This is a genomic window from Streptomyces sp. NPDC007863 (genome assembly GCF_040633895.1).
Taxonomy (GTDB): domain Bacteria; phylum Actinomycetota; class Actinomycetes; order Streptomycetales; family Streptomycetaceae; genus Streptomyces.
The window spans coordinates 18025-40714 of sequence record NZ_JBEYEI010000005.1 but is presented as its reverse complement, the minus strand read 5'-3'; the positions used below and the strand labels follow the sequence as shown (position 1 = coordinate 40714).

General features: G+C 72.4%; 21 protein-coding genes. 11 read left to right on the top strand and 10 right to left on the bottom strand.

What is annotated here, in order from left to right:
• The first annotated feature begins 64 nt into the window (after nt 1–64).
• From nadC to ABZ621_RS09340, 7 genes are all read left to right on the top strand, one after another.
• Nucleotides 65–1078 carry a carboxylating nicotinate-nucleotide diphosphorylase gene (gene nadC, locus ABZ621_RS09370; protein ID WP_360602358.1) on the top strand — a complete coding sequence of 338 codons (1014 nt, stop codon included), beginning with the start codon at nt 65–67 and terminating at the stop codon, nt 1076–1078.
• Nucleotides 1078–1884, top strand: a complete 807-nt coding sequence (locus ABZ621_RS09365) for a type III pantothenate kinase (protein WP_360602356.1) — start codon at nt 1078–1080, stop codon at nt 1882–1884. Before nadC ends, ABZ621_RS09365 begins: the two co-directional genes overlap by 1 nt.
• Before the next feature lie 178 nt (nt 1885–2062).
• On the top strand, nt 2063–2635 hold the full coding sequence (locus ABZ621_RS09360) for a hypothetical protein (RefSeq protein WP_360602992.1): 573 nt from the start codon (nt 2063–2065) through the stop codon (nt 2633–2635).
• A 14-nt stretch (nt 2636–2649) separates the two neighbouring features.
• On the top strand, nt 2650–2826 hold the full coding sequence (locus tag ABZ621_RS09355) for a hypothetical protein (protein WP_360602354.1): 177 nt from the start codon (nt 2650–2652) through the stop codon (nt 2824–2826).
• Nucleotides 2827–2986: 160 nt separating this feature from the next.
• Complete coding sequence (locus tag ABZ621_RS09350; protein WP_360602352.1) at nt 2987–3400, top strand: BlaI/MecI/CopY family transcriptional regulator; 414 nt, start codon at nt 2987–2989, stop codon at nt 3398–3400.
• Nucleotides 3401–3415: 15 nt separating this feature from the next.
• Nucleotides 3416–3925, top strand: coding sequence for an amino-acid N-acetyltransferase (locus ABZ621_RS09345; protein WP_150229043.1), 510 nt, complete (start codon nt 3416–3418; stop codon nt 3923–3925).
• A gap of 165 nt (nt 3926–4090) precedes the next feature.
• A complete protein-coding gene (locus tag ABZ621_RS09340; RefSeq protein WP_189944495.1) occupies nt 4091–4426 on the top strand; it encodes an Lsr2 family protein in 336 nt (111 codons plus the stop codon).
• Here the strand turns inward: ABZ621_RS09340 and ABZ621_RS09335 are convergent.
• Nucleotides 4405–5001 (bottom strand): SCO3374 family protein, encoded by a 597-nt coding sequence (locus ABZ621_RS09335; protein WP_360602349.1) that lies wholly within the window; start codon nt 4999–5001, stop codon nt 4405–4407. The genes ABZ621_RS09340 and ABZ621_RS09335 overlap by 22 nt on opposite strands.
• A gap of 473 nt (nt 5002–5474) precedes the next feature.
• On the opposite strand from ABZ621_RS09335, the gene ABZ621_RS09330 reads away from it, so the two are divergent.
• A complete protein-coding gene (locus ABZ621_RS09330; protein ID WP_360602347.1) occupies nt 5475–7994 on the top strand; it encodes an ATP-dependent Clp protease ATP-binding subunit in 2520 nt (839 codons plus the stop codon).
• A gap of 68 nt (nt 7995–8062) precedes the next feature.
• Here the strand turns inward: ABZ621_RS09330 and ABZ621_RS09325 are convergent, their stop codons facing one another.
• Complete coding sequence (locus ABZ621_RS09325) at nt 8063–11044, bottom strand: NACHT domain-containing protein (protein WP_360602345.1); 2982 nt, start codon at nt 11042–11044, stop codon at nt 8063–8065.
• A gap of 476 nt (nt 11045–11520) precedes the next feature.
• On the opposite strand from ABZ621_RS09325, the gene ABZ621_RS09320 reads away from it, so the two are divergent.
• Entirely contained in the window at nt 11521–12225 is a 705-nt protein-coding gene (locus ABZ621_RS09320; protein ID WP_360602343.1) for a M23 family metallopeptidase, read from the top strand.
• 12 nt (nt 12226–12237) lie between these two features.
• Here ABZ621_RS09320 and ABZ621_RS09315 read toward each other — a convergent pair whose 3' ends face one another.
• On the bottom strand, nt 12238–12792 hold the full coding sequence (locus tag ABZ621_RS09315; protein ID WP_360602341.1) for a helix-turn-helix domain-containing protein: 555 nt from the start codon (nt 12790–12792) through the stop codon (nt 12238–12240).
• Nucleotides 12793–12897: 105 nt separating this feature from the next.
• Between ABZ621_RS09315 and ABZ621_RS09310 the strand changes: the two genes are divergently transcribed.
• The gene (locus ABZ621_RS09310) at nt 12898–14475 is read left to right on the top strand and encodes an MDR family MFS transporter (RefSeq protein ID WP_360602339.1); all 1578 of its coding nucleotides are present in this window, start codon (nt 12898–12900) and stop codon (nt 14473–14475) included.
• Between the two features lie 66 nt (nt 14476–14541).
• On the opposite strand, the gene cseC is transcribed toward ABZ621_RS09310, so the two are convergent.
• The 6 genes from cseC to ABZ621_RS09280 all read right to left on the bottom strand — a co-directional run bounded on the left by cseC (nt 14542) and on the right by ABZ621_RS09280 (nt 19963).
• Nucleotides 14542–15858 (bottom strand): two-component system sensor histidine kinase CseC, encoded by a 1317-nt coding sequence (gene cseC, locus ABZ621_RS09305; protein ID WP_360602337.1) that lies wholly within the window; start codon nt 15856–15858, stop codon nt 14542–14544.
• A gap of 3 nt (nt 15859–15861) precedes the next feature.
• Nucleotides 15862–16572 carry a two-component system response regulator CseB gene (cseB, locus tag ABZ621_RS09300; protein WP_360602335.1) on the bottom strand — a complete coding sequence of 237 codons (711 nt, stop codon included), beginning with the start codon at nt 16570–16572 and terminating at the stop codon, nt 15862–15864.
• Nucleotides 16573–16638: 66 nt separating this feature from the next.
• Nucleotides 16639–17442: a hypothetical protein gene (locus tag ABZ621_RS09295; protein ID WP_360602333.1), complete on the bottom strand. Its 804-nt coding sequence runs from the start codon at nt 17440–17442 to the stop codon at nt 16639–16641.
• Nucleotides 17430–18026: a SigE family RNA polymerase sigma factor gene (locus tag ABZ621_RS09290; RefSeq protein ID WP_360602331.1), complete on the bottom strand. Its 597-nt coding sequence runs from the start codon at nt 18024–18026 to the stop codon at nt 17430–17432. Before ABZ621_RS09290 ends, ABZ621_RS09295 begins: the two co-directional genes overlap by 13 nt.
• Before the next feature lie 218 nt (nt 18027–18244).
• The gene (locus ABZ621_RS09285) at nt 18245–19252 is read right to left on the bottom strand and encodes an A/G-specific adenine glycosylase (protein WP_360602329.1); all 1008 of its coding nucleotides are present in this window, start codon (nt 19250–19252) and stop codon (nt 18245–18247) included.
• 33 nt (nt 19253–19285) lie between these two features.
• A complete protein-coding gene (locus tag ABZ621_RS09280; protein ID WP_360602327.1) occupies nt 19286–19963 on the bottom strand; it encodes a phosphatase PAP2 family protein in 678 nt (225 codons plus the stop codon).
• Nucleotides 19964–20178: 215 nt separating this feature from the next.
• Here ABZ621_RS09280 and ABZ621_RS09275 point away from each other — a divergent pair, with 215 nt between their 5' ends.
• Nucleotides 20179–21051, top strand: a complete 873-nt coding sequence (locus ABZ621_RS09275) for a hypothetical protein (RefSeq protein ID WP_360602325.1) — start codon at nt 20179–20181, stop codon at nt 21049–21051.
• Nucleotides 21052–21138: 87 nt separating this feature from the next.
• On the opposite strand, the gene disA is transcribed toward ABZ621_RS09275, so the two are convergent.
• Nucleotides 21139–22263 (bottom strand): DNA integrity scanning diadenylate cyclase DisA, encoded by a 1125-nt coding sequence (gene disA, locus ABZ621_RS09270; protein WP_030497825.1) that lies wholly within the window; start codon nt 22261–22263, stop codon nt 21139–21141.
• Between the last annotated feature and the right edge of the window lie 427 nt (nt 22264–22690).

The window sequence follows — 22690 nt, the reverse complement described above, 5'->3', positions numbered from 1 at the left end:
GCCTCTCGACCTCCCTCATCCCCGTCATCCCCCGAAGCCCCGTCACCCCCAGGGAGCAGCAGCCGTGAGCACGCCCGAGGAATCCCGTCCCGAGCCCGTGGACGTCCCTCTCATCCAGATCAGCTCGTACGAGGAGTCCGGCGGCTGCGGCGACGGCTGCGGCTGCGGCGACGCCGAGGAGTACGAGTGCGGGCTCGACCCCGCGCTCGCCCAGCTGCTCGCCGACGCCGGCCTCGACCCCGTACAGGTCGAGGACATCGCCCACCTGGCGATCGCCGAGGACCTCGACGGCGGCGTCGACGTGACGACCGTGGCGACCGTCCCCGAGGACGCCGTCGCGACCGCCGACTTCGTGGCCAGGGAGGCCGGCGTGGTCGCCGGTCTGCGGGTGGCGGAGGCGGTCCTGTCGATCGTCTGCACCGAGGAGTTCGAGGTCGAGCGGCACCGGGAGGACGGCGAGCGCGTCGAGCCCGGCGACCTGCTGCTCAGCGTCACCGCCCGCACCCGCGACCTGCTCACCGGCGAGCGCAGCGCGCTGAACATCCTGTGCCGCCTCTCCGGCATCGCCACCGCCACGCGCGCGTGGGCGGACGTCCTGGAGGGCACGAAGGCCAGGGTCCGCGACACCCGCAAGACGACGCCGGGCCTGCGCGCCCTGGAGAAGTACGCGGTCCGCTGCGGCGGCGGCGTCAACCACCGGATGTCGCTGTCGGACGCGGCGCTGGTGAAGGACAACCACGTGGTGGCGGCCGGCGGTGTCGCCGAGGCCTTCCAGGCCGTCCGCGAGGCCTTCCCCGAGCTGCCGATCGAGGTCGAGGTCGACACCATGCACCAGGTCCGCGAGGTCCTCGACGCGGGCGCCGACCTGATCCTGCTCGACAACTTCACCCCGGACGAGACCGAGGAGGCGGTGGCCCTGGTCGGCGGCCGCGCGGCCCTGGAGTCCTCCGGCCGGCTGACGCTGGAGAACGCGGCGGCGTACGCGGCGACCGGCGTGGACTACCTGGCGGTCGGCGGTCTCACGCACTCCTCCCCGATCCTCGACATCGGCCTGGACCTGCGCGAGGTGCGCGACTGATGCTCCTCACCATCGACGTCGGCAACACGCACACGGTCCTCGGGCTCTTCGACGGCGAGGAGATCGTCGAGCACTGGCGGATCTCCACGGATCCCAGCAGGACCGCCGACGAGATGGCGGTCCTGCTCCAGGGCCTCATGGGCATGCACCCGCTGCTCGGCGCGGAGCTGAGCGACGGGATCGAGGGGATCGCGATCTGCGCCACGGTCCCGTCGGTCCTGCACGAGCTGCGCGAGGTGACCCGCCGCTACTACGGGGACGTGCCGGCGGTCCTCGTGGAGCCCGGCGTGAAGACGGGCGTGCCGATCCTCACCGACAACCCGAAGGAGGTCGGCGCGGACCGCATCATCAACGCGGTCGCCGCCGTCGAGCTCTACGGCGGCCCGGCGATCGTCGTCGACTTCGGCACGGCGACCACGTACGACGCGGTGACCGCGCGCGGGGAGTACGCGGGCGGCGCGATCGCCCCCGGCATCGAGATCTCGGTCGAGGCGCTGGGCGTGAAGGGCGCGATGCTCCGCAAGATCGAGCTGGTCAGGCCGCGCGGGGTGATCGGGAAGAACACGGTCGAGGCGATGCAGTCCGGCATCGTCTTCGGGTACGCGGGCCAGGTCGACGGGGTCGTCGCCCGGATGAAGCGCGAACTGGTCGGCCCGAAGGGCGACCCCTCGGCGGTGACGGTGATCGCCACCGGCGGCCTGGCCCCGATGGTCCTCCGCGACTCGGCCGAGATCGACCGCCACGAACCCTGGCTGACCCTCATAGGCCTCCGCCTGGTCTACGAACGCAACGTCTCCCGCATGTGACCCACCCGCCCCCGTCGCGCGCGCGTGGTCGCGACCGCGACGGGGCCCTCGCGGGCGGGTGACGTCTCCGCAGGTGGAAGGGGTCCCGTACCGACGCGCCGGATGATCGCTAAGCGAAATTTGTCCGATTAGCGCGTATCGTCGCCCCATGCCCACGCCCTACGGATCCCGCGGCGGCATGGCGTTCAGCGCGGACGAGCTGCGTGTGCTCCGACGCGCCCTCGCCAACGCCCTCCACCCCGTCCCCCTCCCGGACGAGGACGTCCGTGACGCCCTCCGTCTGGCCGATTCCGTGGACGAGGCGGTGTGCGAGGCAGGCCGGCTGCGCGCCTTCCTCCTCGCCGACCTGGTCCGCTACCGCGAGAGTCTCCCCGGCTCGCTCACCGGCTACCTGGAGCTCCTGGAGGAGGCCCTGGCCGGCGGGTACGACCCCGGGGCCGACGACCTCGCCGCCCTGCGCGCCCTGCGCGCCAACCCGGCCGCCGCCCGGCTGCTCGACCGCTGCCAGGTCCTCGCCGAGCGCTCCGTGCGGGCCCGTCTCGCCCGCGTCTCCCAGGCCACCGCGAGCGTCCCGTCCGCCTCCCGCGCCCGGCTGCTCTCCCTGCCCGGCGGCCGCGCCGCCCAGGAGCCCCGTCCCAAGCCGCCGACCCCGACCCCCTCCGAGCGACCGGTCCCCAAGCCCTCCGAGGTCTTCCCGCCACGCCGCCGCCCGGTTCCCCCGCCCCCACCCGAGGAACGGGTCGCGGGCTAGCTACTCTGGTCGGCATGGACTACGTCTCCGCGCTCGTGCCGCCCGTCGTGATGGCCGGGTTCTTCATCGCCCTCATCGTCGTGATCGTCAAGACGCAGGGCGGCCCCAACAAGGCCAAGGAGGACGCCGCGGTCGACGCGGCCCTGGCCCGTGCGGAGGCCGCCCGCCAGCCGGACGGCCCCGACGCGTAGCACCCGCAGGACCCCGAGGGGCGTACGACCGTCAGCGGTCGGCGCCCCTTTTGTCGTGTGATGAGGCGTTGCGGCGCATGACGACGGGCCGTCGCGCGCTACGGCCGCGCTTCGACCGCCAATAACCGTTATTCCCGTTACCTCCCACTAGGGTGAGCCTGTGCCGCGCCCCTTGGGAGAACTCGAAGACGCCGTCATGACGCGCATCTGGCAATGGAACCGCCCGGTGACCGTCCGGGAAGTCCTGGAAGACCTCCAGCAGGAACGCTCCATCGCCTACACCACCGTCATGACCGTCTTGGACAATCTCCATCAGAAGGGCTGGGTGCGCCGGGAAGTCGAAGGCCGCGCCTATCGATATACGGCGGTCTCCACCCGCGCCGCCTACTCGGCCGCCCTGATGAACGAGGCCTGGGCGCAGAGCGACAACCCCGCCGCCGCCCTCGTCGCCTTCTTCGGGATGATGTCCCCGGAACAGCGCGAGTCCCTGAACGACGCCATCCGGATCGTCCAGCGCGACAACCCGCTCCCCGCCCCGCCCGAGGAGGGCGAGGGCGGACCGGCGCCCTCCTAGCGGTACCGTCCCCCCATGTCGAAAGCCGTCACCGTACGCCGTGCCCGCACCTCCGACGTCGCCGCCGTGCGACGTCTGGTCGACCCCTACGCGCGCCGCGGCATCCTCCTCGACAAGGCGACGGTGACGTTTTACGAGGCCATCCAGGAGTTCTGGGTCGCGGAACGCGACGAGGACGCGGAGGTCGTCGGAGTCGGCGCACTCCACGTCATGTGGGAAGACCTCGCGGAAGTCCGCACGCTCGCCGTCGATCCCGAGTTCAAGGGCGCCGGCGTCGGTCATCAGCTGCTCACCAAGTTGTTGCAGACCGCGCGCTGGCTCGGTGTGCGCCGGGTTTTCTGTCTCACCTTCGAAGTCGAGTTCTTCGCGAAGCACGGCTTCGTCGAGATCGGTGAGACCCCCGTCGACGGAGATGTCTACGCCGAGCTCCTCCGTTCCTATGACGAGGGTGTCGCCGAGTTCCTCGGTCTCGAACGAGTGAAGCCGAACACCTTGGGCAACAGCCGGATGCTTCTGCACCTGTGACCTATCCCCCCGGCGGAACCCCGCTGGAACCCCGGTGGAACCCTATGTCCGAATCGCGCATGTTTCCCGCGTTCCCGGGGATCTGAACCTCTCCCAGGGGTTTGTGTTTTTCCGGGAAAAGCGGTTTCCTTTCCGCGTACTGCATTTTCGATGAAAGGAAATCCGGTGGCACAGAAGGTTCAGGTCCTTCTTGTCGACGACCTCGACGGCGTCGAGGCGGACGAGACCGTGACGTTCGCGCTGGACGGCAAGACCTACGAGATCGACCTCACCACCGCCAACGCGGAGAAGCTCCGTGGCCTGCTCGAGCCGTACACCACGAGCGGGCGCCGCACCGGCGGCCGCACCACCGCGGGCCGCGGCAAGGGCCGCGTGGCCGCCTCCGGCAGCCAGGACACGGCGAAGATCCGCGCCTGGGCCAAGGAGAACGGCATGGAGGTCAACGACCGCGGCCGCGTCCCCGCCCACGTCAAGGCGGCCTACGAGGACGCGAACCGCTGAGGCGTCCCGCGTCGGCCCGCCGGTCCGCCGGCCCGGGCGCTCAGCAGCCGCAGCCGGTGGCACTCCACCGCGGCCGCGGCCACCAGGCGCGTCAGACACGGGGCCTCCGCACGGCCCCACGGCCCGGACCGCGGAGCCGGCAGCGAGGACTCCACCTCGCGCCCCGGCTCGGGGGCCCGCAGCCAGGCGCCGACGCCCGGCGCGCCGGATCCGCCCCGCCCCGGCGGCGGGGGAGCGGTCATCCGGCCGTCGGCGCCCAGCGCCACGAGGTCCAGTGAGATCCCGCCCCACTCCAGCCACTCCAGCAGGCCGGGCAGCTCCTCCGCGCTCCCCGCGGCCACGAGCAGCCGCATCCGGCGCCCCAGGAGGGCCACCGGACCGGTCGCCGCGCCCACCCGGCGCAGCACCCCCCGGCCGGCCGCGGCGGGCAGTTCGAGGACGTCGAAGCGGAGCCCCGTCACCAGCTGCGCCGGCGGACCCGGCACCGTCGCCCACCCCAGCTCCCGCTCGTACCAGAGCGCGAGCTCCCGGCCGCCGTCGAGCGGCGAGCGGGGAGACGGGACGGTGAGGGCCATGCCCGGGGAACTCCCGGGGGGCCGAGTTGGTTACGGCCCCGTGCGCCACCGGTGACGTAACGTTCCGGTCCGGGTACCCGAGGTGTCCGGTAATGGGGCGTACGAGCGCATTCGGCGACGCAACTCTGTTCGCTGGTAGCGGAGGGAACCCGGGTGTGCCGCATGGAGTGTCGGACCCTACGGGTAAGACATTCCTAGTGGAGAGGGGTGACTCGTACGGCCGGTCCGTCTCGCGTTCGCCATCGGCGTACTCAAGGCGGGGGTAACTACTTGGCCTGCGGGAACATCGTCTCGCACCATCGAGTTGGAGCATTTGTCGGCTGTTCGGCAGCGAGGCACCCCAGGGACAAGGGGGTGATCCGGACGGATGTCGGCAGTTGGAATGAGCGGTCCCCGCTTGCGGGACTAAGCTGCGGAAGGACAGGGAGGGGATCGACCCCTAACTGACTGACCGCTCTGAGGAGCGATTAACGATGTTCGAGAGGTTCACCGACCGCGCGCGGCGGGTTGTCGTCCTGGCTCAGGAAGAAGCCCGGATGCTCAACCACAACTACATCGGCACCGAGCACATCCTTCTGGGCCTTATCCACGAGGGTGAGGGTGTCGCCGCTAAGGCCCTGGAGAGCCTCGGGATTTCGCTCGAGGCGGTCCGCCAGCAGGTGGAGGAGATCATCGGCCAGGGCCAGCAGGCCCCGTCCGGCCACATCCCCTTCACCCCTCGCGCCAAGAAGGTCCTGGAGCTCTCGCTCCGCGAGGCCCTCCAGCTCGGCCACAACTACATCGGCACCGAGCACATCCTGCTCGGCCTGATCCGCGAGGGCGAGGGCGTCGCCGCCCAGGTCCTCGTGAAGCTGGGCGCCGATCTCAACCGGGTGCGGCAGCAGGTCATCCAGCTGCTCTCCGGTTACCAGGGCAAGGAAGCCGCCACCGCCGGCGGCCCTGCCGAGGGCACCCCCTCGACGTCCCTGGTCCTCGACCAGTTCGGCCGCAACCTCACGCAGGCCGCTCGCGAGTCCAAGCTCGACCCGGTCATCGGGCGCGAGAAGGAGATCGAGCGGGTCATGCAGGTGCTGTCCCGCCGCACCAAGAACAACCCGGTCCTCATCGGCGAGCCCGGCGTCGGCAAGACCGCCGTCGTCGAGGGCCTGGCGCAGGCCATCGTCAAGGGCGAGGTGCCCGAGACCCTCAAGGACAAGCACCTCTACACCCTCGACCTCGGCGCGCTGGTCGCCGGCTCCCGCTACCGCGGTGACTTCGAGGAGCGCCTGAAGAAGGTCCTCAAGGAGATCCGCACCCGCGGCGACATCATCCTGTTCATCGACGAGCTCCACACCCTCGTGGGTGCGGGCGCCGCCGAGGGCGCGATCGACGCCGCCAGCATCCTCAAGCCGATGCTGGCCCGCGGCGAGCTCCAGACCATCGGTGCCACCACGCTCGACGAGTACCGCAAGTACCTGGAGAAGGACGCCGCCCTCGAGCGCCGCTTCCAGCCCATCCAGGTCGCCGAGCCGTCGCTGCCGCACACCATCGAGATCCTCAAGGGCCTGCGCGACCGGTACGAGGCGCACCACCGCGTCTCCATCACCGACGAGGCCCTCGTCCAGGCCGCGACCCTGGCCGACCGGTACATCTCGGACCGCTTCCTCCCGGACAAGGCGATCGACCTGATCGACGAGGCCGGCTCCCGGATGCGCATCCGCCGGATGACCGCGCCGCCGGACCTCCGCGAGTTCGACGAGAAGATCGCCGGCGTCCGCCGCGACAAGGAGTCCGCGATCGACTCGCAGGACTTCGAGAAGGCCGCGTCCCTGCGCGACAAGGAGAAGCAGCTCCTCGCCGCGAAGGCCAAGCGGGAGAAGGAGTGGAAGGCCGGCGACATGGACGTCGTCGCCGAGGTCGACGGCGAGCTGATCGCCGAGGTCCTCGCGACCGCCACCGGCATCCCGGTCTTCAAGCTGACCGAGGAGGAGTCCTCGCGTCTGCTCCGCATGGAGGACGAGCTCCACAAGCGCGTCATCGGCCAGAAGGACGCCGTCATCGGCCTCTCGCGGGCCATCCGCCGTACCCGTGCCGGCCTGAAGGACCCGAAGCGTCCCGGTGGCTCGTTCATCTTCGCCGGTCCGTCCGGTGTCGGTAAGACCGAGCTTTCGAAGGCCCTCGCCGAATTCCTCTTCGGCGACGAGGACGCGATGATCTCCCTCGACATGTCGGAGTTCAGCGAGAAGCACACGGTTTCGCGTCTCTTCGGTTCGCCGCCCGGATACGTCGGCTACGAAGAGGGCGGCCAGCTCACCGAGAAGGTGCGCCGCAAGCCGTTCTCCGTCGTCCTCTTCGACGAGGTCGAGAAGGCCCACCCCGATATCTTCAATTCCCTGCTCCAGATCCTGGAGGACGGTCGCCTGACCGACTCCCAGGGCCGGGTCGTGGACTTCAAGAACACGGTCATCATCATGACGACCAACCTCGGGACCAGGGACATCTCGAAGGGCTTCAACCTGGGCTTCGCCGCCCAGGGCGACACGAAGTCCAACTACGAGCGGATGAAGGCGAAGGTCAGCGAGGAGCTGAAGCAGCACTTCCGCCCCGAGTTCCTCAACCGTGTGGACGACATCATCGTCTTCCCGCAGCTGACCCAGGACGACATCCTCCAGATCGTCGACCTGATGATCGGCCGCGTGGACGAGCGCCTCAAGGACCGGGACATGGGCATCGAGCTCTCCCAGTCCGCGAAGGAGCTCCTCGCCAAGAAGGGCTACGACCCGGTCATGGGCGCCCGGCCGCTGCGCCGGACGATCCAGCGCGAGGTCGAGGACTCGCTCTCCGAGAAGATCCTCTTCGGCGAGCTGCGTCCCGGCCACATCGTGGTCGTGGACACCGAGGGCGAGGGCGACGAGCAGAAGTTCACCTTCCGCGGCGAGGAGAAGTCGGCCCTGCCCGACGCTCCCCCGGTCGCGGCGGGCGACACGGGCCCGAACCTGTCCAAGGACGCGTAAGCGGTAGCAGTACGTAAAGGGGCGGCCCCGGAACCCTCACGGTTCCGGGGCCGCCCCTTCGCGTGGGGTCAGTACCGCCCGACCCAGGCCCCCAGCGCCTCGGCGCCCGTGACGGTGCTGTCCGTGCGGACCTGCCGCAGGGAGCGGAGGACGGCGAGCGGGGCGACGTCCGGGACGGCGCCTCCCTCGTTGAGGAGTTCCAGCTCCTCCATGGACGGGAAGATCCGGGGCAGCTCGTCGAGCGCGGGCGCGTCGTAGTAGGCGAGCCGGACCGTCCGTACGCCGTCGAGAGCGAGGTGCTCGGGGCAGCTCTGGAGGTCGGTCTCGGTCAGCGAGAGGGTGTGCACCGCCGGGAGGGAGGCGAGGGCCCGCCAGGTGCCGGCGTCCAGCGGGTCCGTCTGGAACAGGTGGAGCGAGGTCAGGTTCCCGAGCCGGGCGAGGCCGGCGAGCCCCTCCCTCGGCCAGCTCTCAGGAAGCTCGACGTGGGCGAGCGGGGCGGCCGCGGGCAGGTCGCCGACGGACCACACGGTGTCGTCGTCCGTCTCCAGGGTGAGGGAGGTCAGGCGCGTCAGGCCGGACAGGGCGGAGAGGTCGGCCCGCCCGCCGGCGCGCTGGAGGTGGAGCGTGACGGGGTCGCAGGCGGCGAGAAGCCGGGCGAGTGCCGCGTCCGAGAGCCCCTCGCGGATGTCCAGCCGGGACGGACGCAGCCCCAGCCGGAGCAGCTCGTCCGCCTGCTCGTCGCCGGCGACGCTGTACCGCAGGTCCGTCGGATCGAGACGCGCGACGATCTCCTCGCCGTAGAGGCGGGTGTCGTAGCGCGACCAGGCGTGGACCAGCTGGGACCGGATCATCAACGACGGGTGGCCGGCGAAGCGGGCCAGATAGGGGACGGCGGCCTCGGCCGTGATGTGGGAGGCCGCGGTCACGCAGTAGGTGGCGGACCGCTCGTCCAGTTCCCCGGCTCCGCCGAGCAGGCGCAGCACCGCGGGGCCGACCGTCGCCAGCTGGCGGGCCTCGTCGAAGGAGCGGGGCGGCACGATCTCGGCCGTCCGGGCCAGGATCTCCGCGCGGATCTCGGGAGAGACCTCCGTGGCGTGCTCCAGGGCCGTCGCGGCGAGCACCAGGACGCGCAGCTGCGTCGCGCGTTTCTCCGCCGCGTCCGCCGTCCTCAGGAGTTCGCGGAGGATCTCCGCGCACTCGCGGGGCCGGGCGTGGCCCACGGCCATGCGGATGACGTCCTCCCACTGGTCGTCGGAGGCGTGCTCGACCAGGACGCCGATGTCCCAGTTGTCCACCAGCGCCTTGGCCGCCAGGTAGTCCTGGAAGGTGCGGTGGACGAAGTCGACGGTGTCGGCGGTCGGCTCGCGGAGCAGTCCGCTGCGGTGCAGGAGATGGGTGAAGACCTGATCGGGAGGGCAGTCGGCGGCCACGGCGGGGACGGCCTCCGCGACGATCGTCTCGGCGCGGGCCCGGTCGATCTCGGTGCGGCCGTTGCGCGTGAGCCAGTACGCGAGGCGCTGGATGAGCTGGATCTGCGGGGCCTCGTCGAGGGCGATGCCGTACGGGGTCCCCATGTCCCGTTCGCGGTCGCGGCGGGAGAGCAGCATGGCGAGGGCGGCCTCGTAGAGCGCCTTGCGGCCGCGCGGCAGGTAGCCGCGCCGGTCGCGGTGGAGGGCGCAGATGAGACCGCACATGAGGGGGTTGGTGGCGAGCTGGGCGACGGGTGAGTCGCCGCGCAGGGCGTCGAGGAGCGGCTGCTCGTACGGGGCGGCGTCGGGCCCGGCGGCCCGGTGCCAGCGGCGTACGAAGGTGGCGACCCCGGCCCGGGTCATGGGGGAGAGCGTCAGCTCGGTGAAGCCGTCACCGGCGAGCCAGTCGCCGTCCACGGCGGTGGGGCGGGAGGTCACGAGCCAGCGGTTGCCCTCGTACGCGCCGGTGAGGTCGCGGAGCCAGTCGCGGGCCCGGCCGCGTTCGGCCTCGGGGATCTCGTCGATGCCGTCGACGAGGACGAGGCCGCGGCCGGCCGCGAGGACCCGGTCGGCCCAGCCGTCGGGCGGGGTGAGCGGGCAGCCGGTGGCGGTGAGGAAGCGGTCGGGGGCGGGGAGCCGTTCGCCGTGCCGGGTGAGGGTGCGCAGGGGGAGGACGAAGGGGATGCGGCCGTGGAGGTAGGCCATGCCTTCCGCGTGGCCGGGGGCGGACGCGGAGACAGTCAGCCACTGGACGAGGGTGGTCTTGCCGGAGCCGGCGAGGCCCCGCAGGAGGACCCGGTCGTGGCGGGCGAGGGCGAGGTCGGCCCGGACGGGCCCTGCGGCGTGGTCGCGCGGGGGGTGGAGGTCCTGGCCGGCCGCCTCCAGCGAGAGGTAGGCGATGTCGAGGGGCCACTCGGCCGACGAGTCGCGCAGGTCGATGCCGTAGATCGTCAGCCGGCCGTGCTTCTTCGCCAGGTGGGCGAGGTAGCGGCGCTCGAAGGCGGCGTCCTCGGCGAGCGGGCCGGGGTTCGCGGCGGCCACCGCGTCGAGCTTCGTGGAGAGCGCGGCCTGGCCGCGGGTCTGTTCGACCAGGGTGCGGGCGACGAAGGAGGGGCGGCTGGTGAAGAACTCCAGGAGGTGGCGGCAGGCCCAGGCCGTGGCGGTCTCCAGGTAGTGGACGGAGTCCGCGGAGAGGCCGTCGGGGGCGGGCGCGGCGGCGCGCAGGCGCCGGGCGAGGGCCTCGTGGCCGAGGTGGACGGCCTGGACGTCGTCCATGTCGAGGTCGCCGAGGGCCAGCAGGTTCGCGGTGAGCGCGTCGGTGACGGCCTCGGTCTCGTCGGCGGGGAAGGGCCGCTCGCCGGGGCCCTCGCAGGTGCGGGCCACCAGCGTCGCGGCCAGTTTCGCGACGTCCTTCTCGGTGAGGGTGCGCTTCTCGCCGCGGAAGGAGAGGAGGGAGGCGAGCCGCACGGGGCGGTCCGCGCCGGTGAGCCCGGCCCCTGGTACGTCGCCGGCCAGCAGTTTCTTCAGCAGCGGACCGATCGCGGCCGACGCGAGGCGCGTGCCGATGAGTGCCGGTTCCATGTCTGTCCCCCCGTACGTCCCCGGATGCCGTCAGCGTAGTGCGGGACGGTCTCCGGGCGGCTCGGGTTGCGTGACCCAGGTCGCAGTGGCAGGGGGTGCGCGGTGACAAGCGGCACAGGGCTTTCGAGGGGTACTAGACGGGATCGTAGTGTCGATAAGGGGTGAATCGGGACGTTCAGGGGGCAACCATCGGGACGGAGGTCCCGAGCGGCTCGAATCGGGCGGGGCGCCGCCTTTCGGGCCTTTCCGGGCCCCGGCGACATGGGCTTAAACCCGGAATCTTGGGTTGTTATGTCCGATTTGAGGGGTGGGTGTCCCGGGCGTCAAGGGTCGTATTCCTGGGGAGATCGCTACGACCTCGTGTCGTAGATGGGGTGTTTTGGGATGACCTGGGTGGCGGGTTACCAAGGAACAGCCAGCCCGGCGCAACGCACCGATCGCGTCGGGTCCCGTTCTTCCCGGAGGTCTTCCCCCGTATGTCGAAGCGCGTCATGAACCCCGCCGTCCGCACCACCGCCGTCGCCCTCGCCACCGCGGGTCTGGGAGCGACGCTGGTGGCCGGAGCCGGGTCCGCCTTCGCCGCCGAGAGCAAGGCCGCCCCGGTCGCCGGTACCGCGGCCGCCGCCGTCGCGGCGCAGGCCGAGACCCAGGCCAAGGCCGCCGCCCAGGTGAAGGCCGCCAAGGCGCAGGCCGCCAAGGCCGCCCAGGTGAAGGCCGCGGCCAAGAAGGCCGCCGCCAAGCCCGCCGCCGCGAAGAAGGCCAAGGGCTGGGTCAAGCCGGTCGCCTCGTACGCCCTCAGCGCCAGCTTCAACCAGGGCGGCGCCATGTGGGCCCACAAGCACTCCGGCCAGGACTTCGCCGTCCCGACCGGCACCCCGGTCAAGGCCGCCGGCGCCGGCACCGTCGTGAAGGCCGGCCCGAACGGCGGCGGCGACGGCCCCGCGTACGGCAACGCCATCGTGGTGAAGCACGCCAACGGCACGTACTCGCAGTACGCCCACCTGTCGAAGATCAAGGTCCACATCGGCCAGAAGGTCGCCGCCGGCCAGCAGATCGCCCTCTCGGGCAACACCGGCAACTCCTCCGGCCCGCACCTGCACTTCGAGATCCGTACGACCCCGAACTACGGCTCCGCCATCAACCCGGCCGCGTTCCTGCGGACCCACGGCGTGACCATCTGACGCTGACGCGTGTCAGGCCCGGTGGGCCTGCTCGATCAGATCGAGGGCGACCTCGAGGACGGCTTCCTGCCTCTCCTCGGGGTCGTCCTCTTCGTTCTGCATGAAGAAGGTGCCCGCGTGCAGGGTGAAGACCGCGCTCATGGCGCGGACCCGGTCCTTCATCGGGGCCTCGGGCTGCTCGATGAACTCGTAGAGCGCGAGCAGCCGCTCCTTGAAGGTGAGGCCGATGCTCAGCTCGCGCACGGTCGCCTGGTTCTCGTGCATGAAGCGGAACAGCGGGGTCGCGGCGAGCAGGCAGAGCTGGTAGCGGCGCAGGATCTCCCGCTTGGTCTCCAGGGTGCGCGGCTGCTCGGCGGCCCAGGCGAGCAGCTCGTCCATCGGGCGCGTCAGATCCTGGAAGATCCCGATGATGATGTCTTCCTTGGTCTTGAAGTGGTAGTACAGCGCGGCCTTGGTGACGTCGAGGCGTTCCGCGATCTCCCGGAGCGAGGTCTTCTCGTATCCCTGCTCGGCGAAGAGTTCGAGAGCCACGTCCTGGATGCGCTGGCGGGTGTTGCCTCGGGCCATGGCTGTTCACTCCCACTTTCCACAAAACTTACTTGACGACCGGCAAGTGACGCGCCTACCGTCCCCAGTGTAGTAACTAGCCGGGCGGCAAGTAAGGGGACGGCCATGACGGACACCGCACCATCGAAACAGACGCAGGGGGAGCCGGAGGCGCAGCGCAGCGTGCGCGTGGTCCTCCTCGCCCTCATGATCGCGATGCTCCTCGCGATGCTGGACAACATGATCATCGGCACCGCGATGCCGACGATCGTCGGCGAGCTCGGCGGTCTGGAGCACCTCTCCTGGGTCGTCACCGCCTACACCCTGGCCACCGCCGCCTCCACCCCCATCTGGGGCAAGCTCGGCGACATGTACGGCCGCAAGGGCGTCTTCCTCACCTCGATCGTGATCTTCCTGATCGGCTCGGCGCTCAGCGGCATGGCCCAGGACATGGGCCAGCTCATCGGCTTCCGCACCGTCCAGGGCCTCGGCGCCGGCGGTCTCATGGTCGGCGTCATGGCGATCATCGGCGACCTGATCCCGCCCCGGGAGCGGGGCAAGTACCAGGGCATGATGGCCGGCGTGATGGCCCTCGCCATGATCGGCGGCCCGCTGGTCGGCGGCACCATCACCGACCACTGGGGCTGGCGCTGGTCCTTCTACATCAACCTGCCGCTCGGCGCCGTCGCCCTCGCCATGGTCACCGCCGTCCTCCACCTGCCGAAGAAGCGGCGGGCGGCCGGCACCCGGATCGACTTCCTCGGCGCCGCGCTGCTGACCGTCGGCATCACCGCGATCGTCCTCGTCACCACCTGGGGCGGCACCGAGTACGCCTGGGGCTCGGCCACCATCGTCGGCCTCGCGGCCGGCGGCGCGCTCTCCCTCGCCGCCTTCCTGTACGTGGAGACCCGCGCGAGCGACCCGATCATGCCGCTGCACATCTTCCGCAGCCGCAACTTCACGCTCATGTCGCTGATCGGCTTCATCACCGGCTTCGTCATGTTCGGCGCCGTCCTCTACCTGCCGATCTTCCAGCAGTCCGTGCAGGGCGCCTCGGCCACCAACTCCGGCCTGCTGCTCCTGCCGATGCTCCTGTCGATGATGGTCGTCTCGCTGGTCGTCGGCCGCGTCACCACCAGCACCGGCAAGTACAAGGTGTTCCCCATCGCGGGCGGCGCCCTGATGATCGCCGGCCTCTTCCTGCTCTCCACCATGGACACCGGCACGGGCCGCCTGCTCTCCGGCGTGTACATGGCCCTGCTCGGCGCCGGCATGGGCTTCCTCATGCAGATCACCATGCTCGTCGCGCAGAACAGCGTCGAGATGAAGGACATGGGCGTGGCCTCCAGCTCCACCACCCTCTTCCGGACCCTCGGCTCCTCCTTCGGCGTCGCCATCATGGGCGCCCTCTTCACCAGCCGGGTCCAGGACGAGATGGCCGCCGGCGGCGGCTCCGCCCTCACCGAGCGGACCGCCCAGCTCGACGCCGCGAGCCTGGCCAAGCTGCCGGAGGCGCTGCGCGAGGCCTATCAGCACGCCGTCGCCGCCGGCACCCACTCCGCCTTCCTCGTCGGCTCGGCGGTCGCGGTGGCCGGCTTCGTCCTCGCCTTCTTCGTCAAGGAGGTGGCGCTGCGCGGCGCCGGCCCCGCGACGGCGGAGAAGCCGGCCGACGAGGGCACGGCCAAGGTCGCCGAGACGGTCTGATCCCGTCGGCACGCGCGCGTGGGGCCCGGATTCCTCGAATCCGGGCCCCACGCGCGCGTACCCCGTCTACACCGGCAGCCGCAGGATCGGGAAGCTGCCCGTGTTCGTCGGCGCGTGGTCCGGCAGCCACAGCACCGCGACCGCCCCGCCGACACCCTCCGGCGAGCCCTCCGAGGCGACGTTCCGGAAGGTCAGCCGGGCGCCGAGGACCCGCGCCTGACCGGCCGCGATCGTCAGGCCCAGGCCGTGGCCCTGGCCCGCGCGGTCGCTCGTGCCCGTACGGAAGCGGCTCGGGCCCTCGCGGAGCAGCGCCTCCGGGAAACCGGGGCCGTGGTCCCGCACCCGCACCACCCGGCCCTCGACGGTGACCTCCACCGGACCCCTGCCGTGCTTGGCCGCGTTCGCCAGCAGATTGCCGAGGATCCGCTCCAGGCGGCGCGGGTCGGTCGACACCCAGGACTCGTGGACCACCCGGACCTCCGCGTCCGGGAACATCGACCGCACCCGCCGGTCCACGAACTCGCCCAGCGCGATCTCCTGGAGCTCCGCCCGCTCCGAGGCCCCGTCGAGCCGGGCCACCTCCAGGACGTCCTCGACCAGCGTCCGCATCGCCTGCGCCCGGTCCCGTACCAGCTCGGTCGGGCGGCCCGGCGGCAGCAGCTCGGCCGCCGTCAGCAGCCCGGTCACCGGGGTGCGCAGCTCGTGCGCGATGTCCGCGGTGACCCGCCGCTCGGCCTCGATCCGCTCGTTCAGCGCGTCGGTGAGCGAGTCGATCGCCCACGCCAGGTCGTCGGTCTCGTCGCGTACGACTCCGCCGACGGCGTCCCGCACCCGGACGTCGCCGTTGCCCTGGGCGACCCGCCCGGCCGCCGCCGCGGCCTTCCGCAGCCGCCGGGACAGCTGCCCGCCGACGAGGATGCCGAGCGCGCAGCCCCCGAAGACCACCGAGACCGAGCCGATGACCAGCGCCCGGTCGAGGTCCTTCATGATCGTGGCGCTGCGGTCGGCGAAGGGGATGTGCAGCGAGAGCACGTCGCCGTTGGCCAGCGGCACCGCCGCCCACACGTCCGGCGGCCCGCCGTGCCGGTGTTCCTGCACGTACGTGCCCCGCCGCTGGTCCCGCATCAGCTCGTCGAGCTGGTCCGGCAGCGCCGGGTCGTTGATCTTGGCGCCGAAGCGCGGCTCCTTCGGCTTGGAGGTCTCGTAGAGGCGCTGGGCGAAGAGCAGCCGCTCCATCTGCACCTCGCGCGCGTTGTCGAGCATCGAGATCCGGGCGGCGTTGTGCACGACCACGCTGAGGGTGACCGCGATCAGCGCGCCGACCGCCGCGATGGCCAGGGCGATCTTCCAGCGGACGCCGGTGCGGAGCGGAAGCGCTCTCACCGATCAGCCCCTGAGCTTGTAGCCGAAGCCGCGGACCGTCTCGATCCGGTCCTGGCCGATCTTGGCGCGCAGCCGCTGCACGTGGACGTCGACGACCCGGGTGTCGCCGCCCCAGCCGTAGTCCCAGACCCGCTCCAGGAGCTTGTCGCGGGAGAGCACGGTGTTCGGCGCCGAGGAGAACTCCAGGAGCAGCCGCATCTCGGTCGGCGTCAGCGCCACCGGAGTACCGCCCCGGCGCACCTCCATGCCCTCGGTGTCGACCTCCAGGTCCCCGTCGCCGAAGACCAGCGGCCCGCCGTCGCCGGCCGCCGCCCCGTCCGCGTCGCCCGCGCCGTTGCCGGCCGCGTGGCCGAAGCGGCGCAGCACGGCCCGGATGCGGGCCATCAGCACGGAGCCGTCGAAGGGCTTGGTGACGTAGTCGTCCGCCCCGGCCTCCAGGCCGAGGACGACGTCGATGGAGTCGGCGCGCGCCGACAGCATGATCACCGGAACGGTCGACTCGTCGCGGATGCGGCGGCAGAGGCTGACCCCGTCCATGCCCGGCAGCATCACGTCGAGGAGCGCGATGTCCGGCCGGTGGGCGCGGAAGGCGTCCAGGCCGGAGAGCCCGTCGGGCATCGCGGTGACGCGGAAGCCGTCCCGCTCCAGGGCGAGCTGGGTGGCCTCACGGATGACGTCGTCGTCCTCGACGAACAGGACATGGGTCTCGGCCATCGTGCGGATCCTTCGGCGGTGGTGGGTGGGACGGAACGGCGGGAGGGGGACGGGGAGGAGCGCCGGTCAGCCGGCGGCGGCGGACGGGCTGGGCACCGGCTCCGGCACCTCGCCGGTCCCGTCGCCGCCCTCGCCGACGCCGCGGCTGTAGTCGTTGTGCACCCAGTCGTGCTGGGCGAACCTCTTCCCCGACCAGCGGTACGTGATCACGTCCTCGCCCGACGGGTAGGCGACCGGGTCGCCCTCCGCGTACACCTGCTTCGTGACGATCAGGTCGCCGCGGTCGATGGTGCCGTAGACCGCCGCGTCCTCGGCCATGAAGACGTTCTCGTAGCCGTCGGCGCCGGTGCCCCCGCCGGGCTTGCCGCGGTACACGTACGTACCGATCCCGACCGCGTCGCCGCAGGTCATCACGTTGACCACGACGTCCGGCACGGAGCCGTCGGTGAGGTTGCCGTACGAGGTGTCCACCGGGTACGCGTCGGCCACGCACGGCTTCAGGTCGGCCTTCACCCGCGCCCCGATCTTCGGATCGCCCTTGAGGAGCGCCACCGGGTCCACCCGGGGCGCCGCCTTCGCCGCTCCCGGGTCCGCGCCGGAGCCCGAGGCGGCGGCGGACGGCGTGGGGGCGGCGGCGGCCGTCGCGTCGGCGCGTGCCGCGCCCTCGTCACGGGAGCCGGTGCCGCCCGTGGAGCACGCGGCCACGAACAGGCCGAGGGCGGCGAGCCCGGCCATCGCCGTGACACCCGCCGCCTTGGGACCCACCGCCCGCGCCGCCCCACCGCCGGAACCGGCGCCGGTCCCGCCGGCGCCGGTTCTTCCGTCGTGGGTTCTGACGCCGTCGACGTCGCCGTCGTCTAGGCCGCGCACCGCTCGGGTCCCCCCTCGTCACCTCGCACGGCCGCCGTGGCCGGCCGCTGTCCACCGGTCCGCTCCACGGGCCGCCCCAGGGCGCGGGCGTTCAGGTCGCGGCTCTCCAGCTCCTGGCGGAGCCGGGCGAGCGCGCGGTGGAGCGTCGACTTCACCGTACCCGTCGACATGCCGAGGGCCGCCGCGGTCTCCTCCGTGCTCATCTGCTCCCAGTGCCGCAGCACCACGACGCTGCGCTGCTTGGGCGCGAGCACCTTCAGGACGTCCATGAGCAGGGCCCGGTCGGCGTGCTGCTCGGTCGGGTCCTCCACGCGCGCGTCCGGCAGCTGCTCGGTCGGGACCTCTTCGAGGCGGCGCGCCCGCCACCACTCCGTCCGCGTGTTGATCATGACCCGGCGCAGGTACGCGTCGGCCAGCGACTTGTCCGCGATCCCGTCCCAGCGGCCGTACGTGCGGACCAGCGCGGTCTGGAGCAGGTCCTGCGCGTCGACCGGATCCGGGACGAGCCGGCGCGCGCTGCGCAGCAGCGCGTCCTGCCGCGTGCGGACGTACTCCTCGAAGTCGAGCACCTCGCCCTGGCTCATCCCGGCTGCCTCCACATCCCCGTGACCTGCTTGTCCTCCGTGTCGTCGACGACGCTACGGAGCGCTTGTCACGGGCCTGTGCGAGGCAGCCGTCGGTGGACGCACGGCTACCCATCGGTTGTGTAACAGCGGCCGCCGGGCGGGTGTTTCGGGGAGGCGGCGGGTGGGTAGACCGGGCCTCCCCGCGCCGGCGGGTGTCTCGGGTCCCGGCGGGTACCTCAGGTCAGCGGAAGCCGGTACCGGCCGCCGTCCAGCGGCTCCACCAGACCGTCCGAGACCAGGCCGTCCAGGGCCCGGCCGCGCTGCACCGGCTCGTCCCAGACCGCGTCGAGCGCGGACTGCGGGACGGGGCCGGGGGCGTCACGGAGCACGGCGAGGAGCCGGCCGCGGACCTGGCGGTCGGTGCCCGCGTAGGTCTGGCCGCGGCGGGGCGGGCCGTCGTGGGCCGGCTTGCCGGCGAGCAGCCAGGCGCACCGGTCCGAGACCGGGCAGCGCCCGCAGTCCTCGTTCTTCGCCGTGCAGACCAGGGCGCCCAGCTCCATGGAGGCGGCGGCCCAGCGGGCGGCGGTGGCCTCGTCGTCGGGGAGGAGCTCGCGGGCGAGGCGCCGCTCGGCCGCGGTGGTGGCGTTCGGCGGGTACTGGACGCCGCTCGCCGCGCGGGCGAGGACCCGGCGCACATTGGTGTCGAGGACCGCGTGGCGCTGCCCGTACGCGAAGGAGGCCACGGCGGCGGCCGTGTACTCGCCGATGCCGGGGAGCGCGAGGAGCTGCCCGTGGTCGCTGGGCACGTCGCCGCGGTGCCGGTCCCTTATCGCCACGGCCGCCGCGTGCAGCCGCAGGGCCCGGCGCGGGTAGCCGAGCCGGCCCCAGGCGCGGACGGCCTCGCCGGGCGGCTCGGCGGCCAGGTCGGCCGGGCGCGGCCAGCGCGCCAGCCACTGCTCGTACACCGGCAGCACCCGCACGACGGGCGTCTGCTGGAGCATGAACTCGCTGACCATGACGCCCCAGGCACCGGCCTCGGGGCGGCGCCAGGGCAGGTCACGGGCGTGCCGGTCGAACCAGGCGAGGACCGGCCCGTGCAGCTCGGCCGGGTCGACGACGGCCGGCGCCGCGCCGCTGCCGGCGGCGGTCGTACGGCCCGAGGCCGTGCCGGCCGAGGCCGTGCCGGCGGCGGCGCGGGGGGCGGCGGGGAGGGACAGGGAGGCGGGGGCATCGATGGAAGTCATGGCACCCCCGATCCTGGCACGTCCCGGAGACGATCAGTACGCGCCGTGACGCGCGCGAGAGCGGCGCTCGGGGCGCGCGGAGGCGTGCGCAGGGGTCGCGGGCCCCCGCCCCGCGCACCACACGACCGCCGCGCTCCGGCTGGACCGGGCCGTCTCCACCAGCGCCGTCATCGGCCGGCGCGCGGCCCGCATGAAGAGGAAGGCGACCAGGCCGCCGAGGAGCAGGCCCGCGGTCACGTCGTGCGGGTAGTGGACGCCGACGAAGACGCGGGAGAAGGCCATGAGGATGGCCATCGGCACGGTCAGCCAGACGATCCCGCGCCAGGAGAGGGCGAGCGCGACCGCGGCGGCTCCGGCGATCGCGGAGTGGTTGCTGGGGAAGGACCAGTCGCCGTACGCCGGGCAGTCGATGAGCGCGGCGGGTGCCCCGGCGACGGCCCGGCACGGGCGTTCCTCGTCGATCAGCGACTTCAGCGCCTCGCTCACCACGTATCCGAAGGCGGTGGCGAGCGGGGCGAGGAAGGCGACCGCCATCGCCCCGCTCGCCCCGGTCCGCGAGCGCCACCAGCCGGCCAGGAACAGCGCGCCGAAGAGCAGCAGTCCGAGCTCCGTCCACACTTCGGCGAGCCACTGGAACCAGTGCGGTGTGGAGTGCGCGAAGTCGAGGACGTCGAGGTAGAGACGGTCGGAGAGGTCGAGGAGGGTTTCCATGGGACATGACGCTAACCGGAATCCGGACCGCCACGCCCCGGGCCAAGGGACGGACCGACCCCTGACGAAAGTGGGGGATGGGCGACGAGAGCGGTGATTTCCGGCCGCCGCGTGGAAAGTTCCCGTTCCCGGAGGATGTGATCATCGGCAAAACTTGGGCTCTCGGGCGGCGGGTGGGGCGGGAGTTGGGCGGGATCTCTCGTAAGGTTCGGGGCGTGGGATCTTTGCGCAATCCGGTCGGGCCGCTTCCCTCCACCATCTACTGGCGACGGAGGGCGGTCGCGCTGTGCCTGATCGCGCTCCTCGCCCTGCTGACCCTGTGGGCCGTCACCTCCGGTGACGGCGACGGGAAGAAGACGAACGACGCCGCCAACGGCGCGGCCCCCGCGCCCTCCATCACCCCGGGGCCGGGCGGCACCGGCCCCGCCATCAGTCAACAGCCGGGCGGGCGCGACGAGTCGGGCGAGTCCGGTACGGGCGACGGCGCGGGTTCCGGCGGCGGCGAAGGTGCGGACGCCGGTTCCGGTACGGACGCCGGTTCCGGTACGGACACGGGCTCGGGCTCGGGTTCCGGTGGCGGCGAGACCGGTTCCGGTACGGCGGGCAAGAACGGCGACACCGACGGCGCGGGCGGCGACGGCGGAGCCGGGACGGGCGCGGGACAGCGCCTCCCGGCCGACTCCCCGCTCCCGAACTGCCCTGCCGGATCCCTGGAGTTGACGCTGCGCAGCGTCAAGCTCACGTACGAGCCCGGCGAGAAGCCCCGCTTCCACCTGGTCCTCAAGAACACCTCGGACGCCGACTGCAAGGCCGACGTCGGCCCCCGTGCGGCCGTGCTGAAGATCAGCAACCCGCAGAGCGACCGCCTCTGGTCCTCCGACGACTGCCCGCGCCCCGCCGACCCGGTGCTGCTGAGGCTCCCCGCGCGCGCCACGATCACCCACACCGTGGAGTGGGACCTCCGGCGCAGCGCCCCGCAGTGCGCCACCGCCCCCGCGGGCTCGGCCGGCCCGGGCAACTACCTGGCCGAGGCGACCGTGGCGGGCGGCCGGACGGTCGCGACGCCGTTCAGTCTCGCGAAGGACTGACCGGCCGAGGACCGGCCGGTCGAGGGCTGACCGGCCGAGGACCGGGCGGCCGAGGACCGGGCGGGGCGCCGGGCGGGCGCCCCGCCGTCAGACGTACCGCTCCAGGATCGACGACTCCGCGAGCCGCGACAGGCCCTCGCGGACGCTGCGGGCGCGGGCCTCGCCGACGCCGTCCACGGTCTGGAGGTCGTCCACGCTCGCCGCGAGCAGCTTCTGCAGCCCGCCGAAGTGCTCCACAAGCCGCTCGATGATCGCGCCGGGCAGGCGCGGCACCTTGGCCAGGAGCCGGTAGCCGCGCGGCGAGACCGCCGAGTCGAGCGTCTCGGGGGAGCCGCTGTAGCCCAGGGCCCGTGCGACGACGGGCAGTTCGAGAAGCTCGGTGTGGGAGAGCGCGTCCAGCTCGGTCAGCGCCTCCGCGACCGTGCGGGAACGCTTCGCCGTCGGCTCCGGCACGTAGTCGCGGATGACCAGCTCGCGCTCCGGCTCCACGCCCGCGATCAGCTCGTCGAGCTGGAGCGAGAGCAGCCGGCCGTCGGTGCCGAGCTCGACCACGTACTCCGCGATCTCGGTGGCGATCCGGCGGACCATCTCCAGGCGCTGGGCGACGGCGGTGACGTCCCGGACGGTCACCAGGTCCTCGATCTCCAGGGCGGAGAGCGTGCCGGCCACCTCGTCGAGGCGGAGCTTGTACCGCTCCAGGGTCGCGAGCGCCTGGTTGGCCCGGGACAGGATGGCGGCCGACTCCTCCAGGACCCGACGCTCGCCGTTCACGTAGAGCGCGATCAGGCGCATCGACTGGGAGACGGAGACGACCGGGAAGTTGCACTGCTTGGAGACCCGGTCCGCGGTGCGGTGGCGGGTGCCGGTCTCCTCGGTGGGGATGGAGGCGTCCGGGACCAGCTGCACACCGGCCCGGTGGATCTTGGTGATGTCCTTGTCCAGGACGAGCGCGCCGTCGAGCTTGCACAGCTCGCGCAGGCGCGTCGCGGCGAACTCGACGTCGATCACGAAACCGCCGGTGCACATCGAGTCGACGGTCTTGTCCATGCCGAGGACGATCAGACCACCGGTGTTCCCGCGGAGGATCCGCTCCAGGCCGTCGCGCAGGGCGGTGCCGGGCGCGACCGCGCTCAGCGCCGCGCGCATCAGTGCTTCGTTGCCGGAGCCCGCGCCGGACTTCCCGGGAGCTGCTGCCCCGTCCTTGGCTGCCACTGCACTCCTCCGGCTCGTACGGATGGGCGAGACCAGGGCAAAGTCTAGCGACACCACCCCGCGGCCCTGGGCCGCACGCCGGTCCGGGGTGCTCCGGACGGGCCCCGCCGGTGCGCCCCGGTCGCGATCCGCCCTACCCGCTCGACCCCCCGCCTACCCCTCCACACCCCGACCGGAGTACGCGCGACGGTCTCCGGCAGGGCCCGGAAGGCGCGTCCGCGCCACGGTGCGGAAGGCCCCCTCCCCGCCACGGTCCGGAAGGCGTGTCCGCGCCACGGTGCGGAAGGCCCCCTCCCCGCCACCGGCCGGAAGGCGTGTCCCCGCCACCGCCCCGGAAGGCCACGTCCCCGCCACCGGCCGGAAGACCGCGCCCGCGCCACCGCCCCGGAAGACCGCGTCCCCGCCACGGCCCCGGACGACCGGCCCT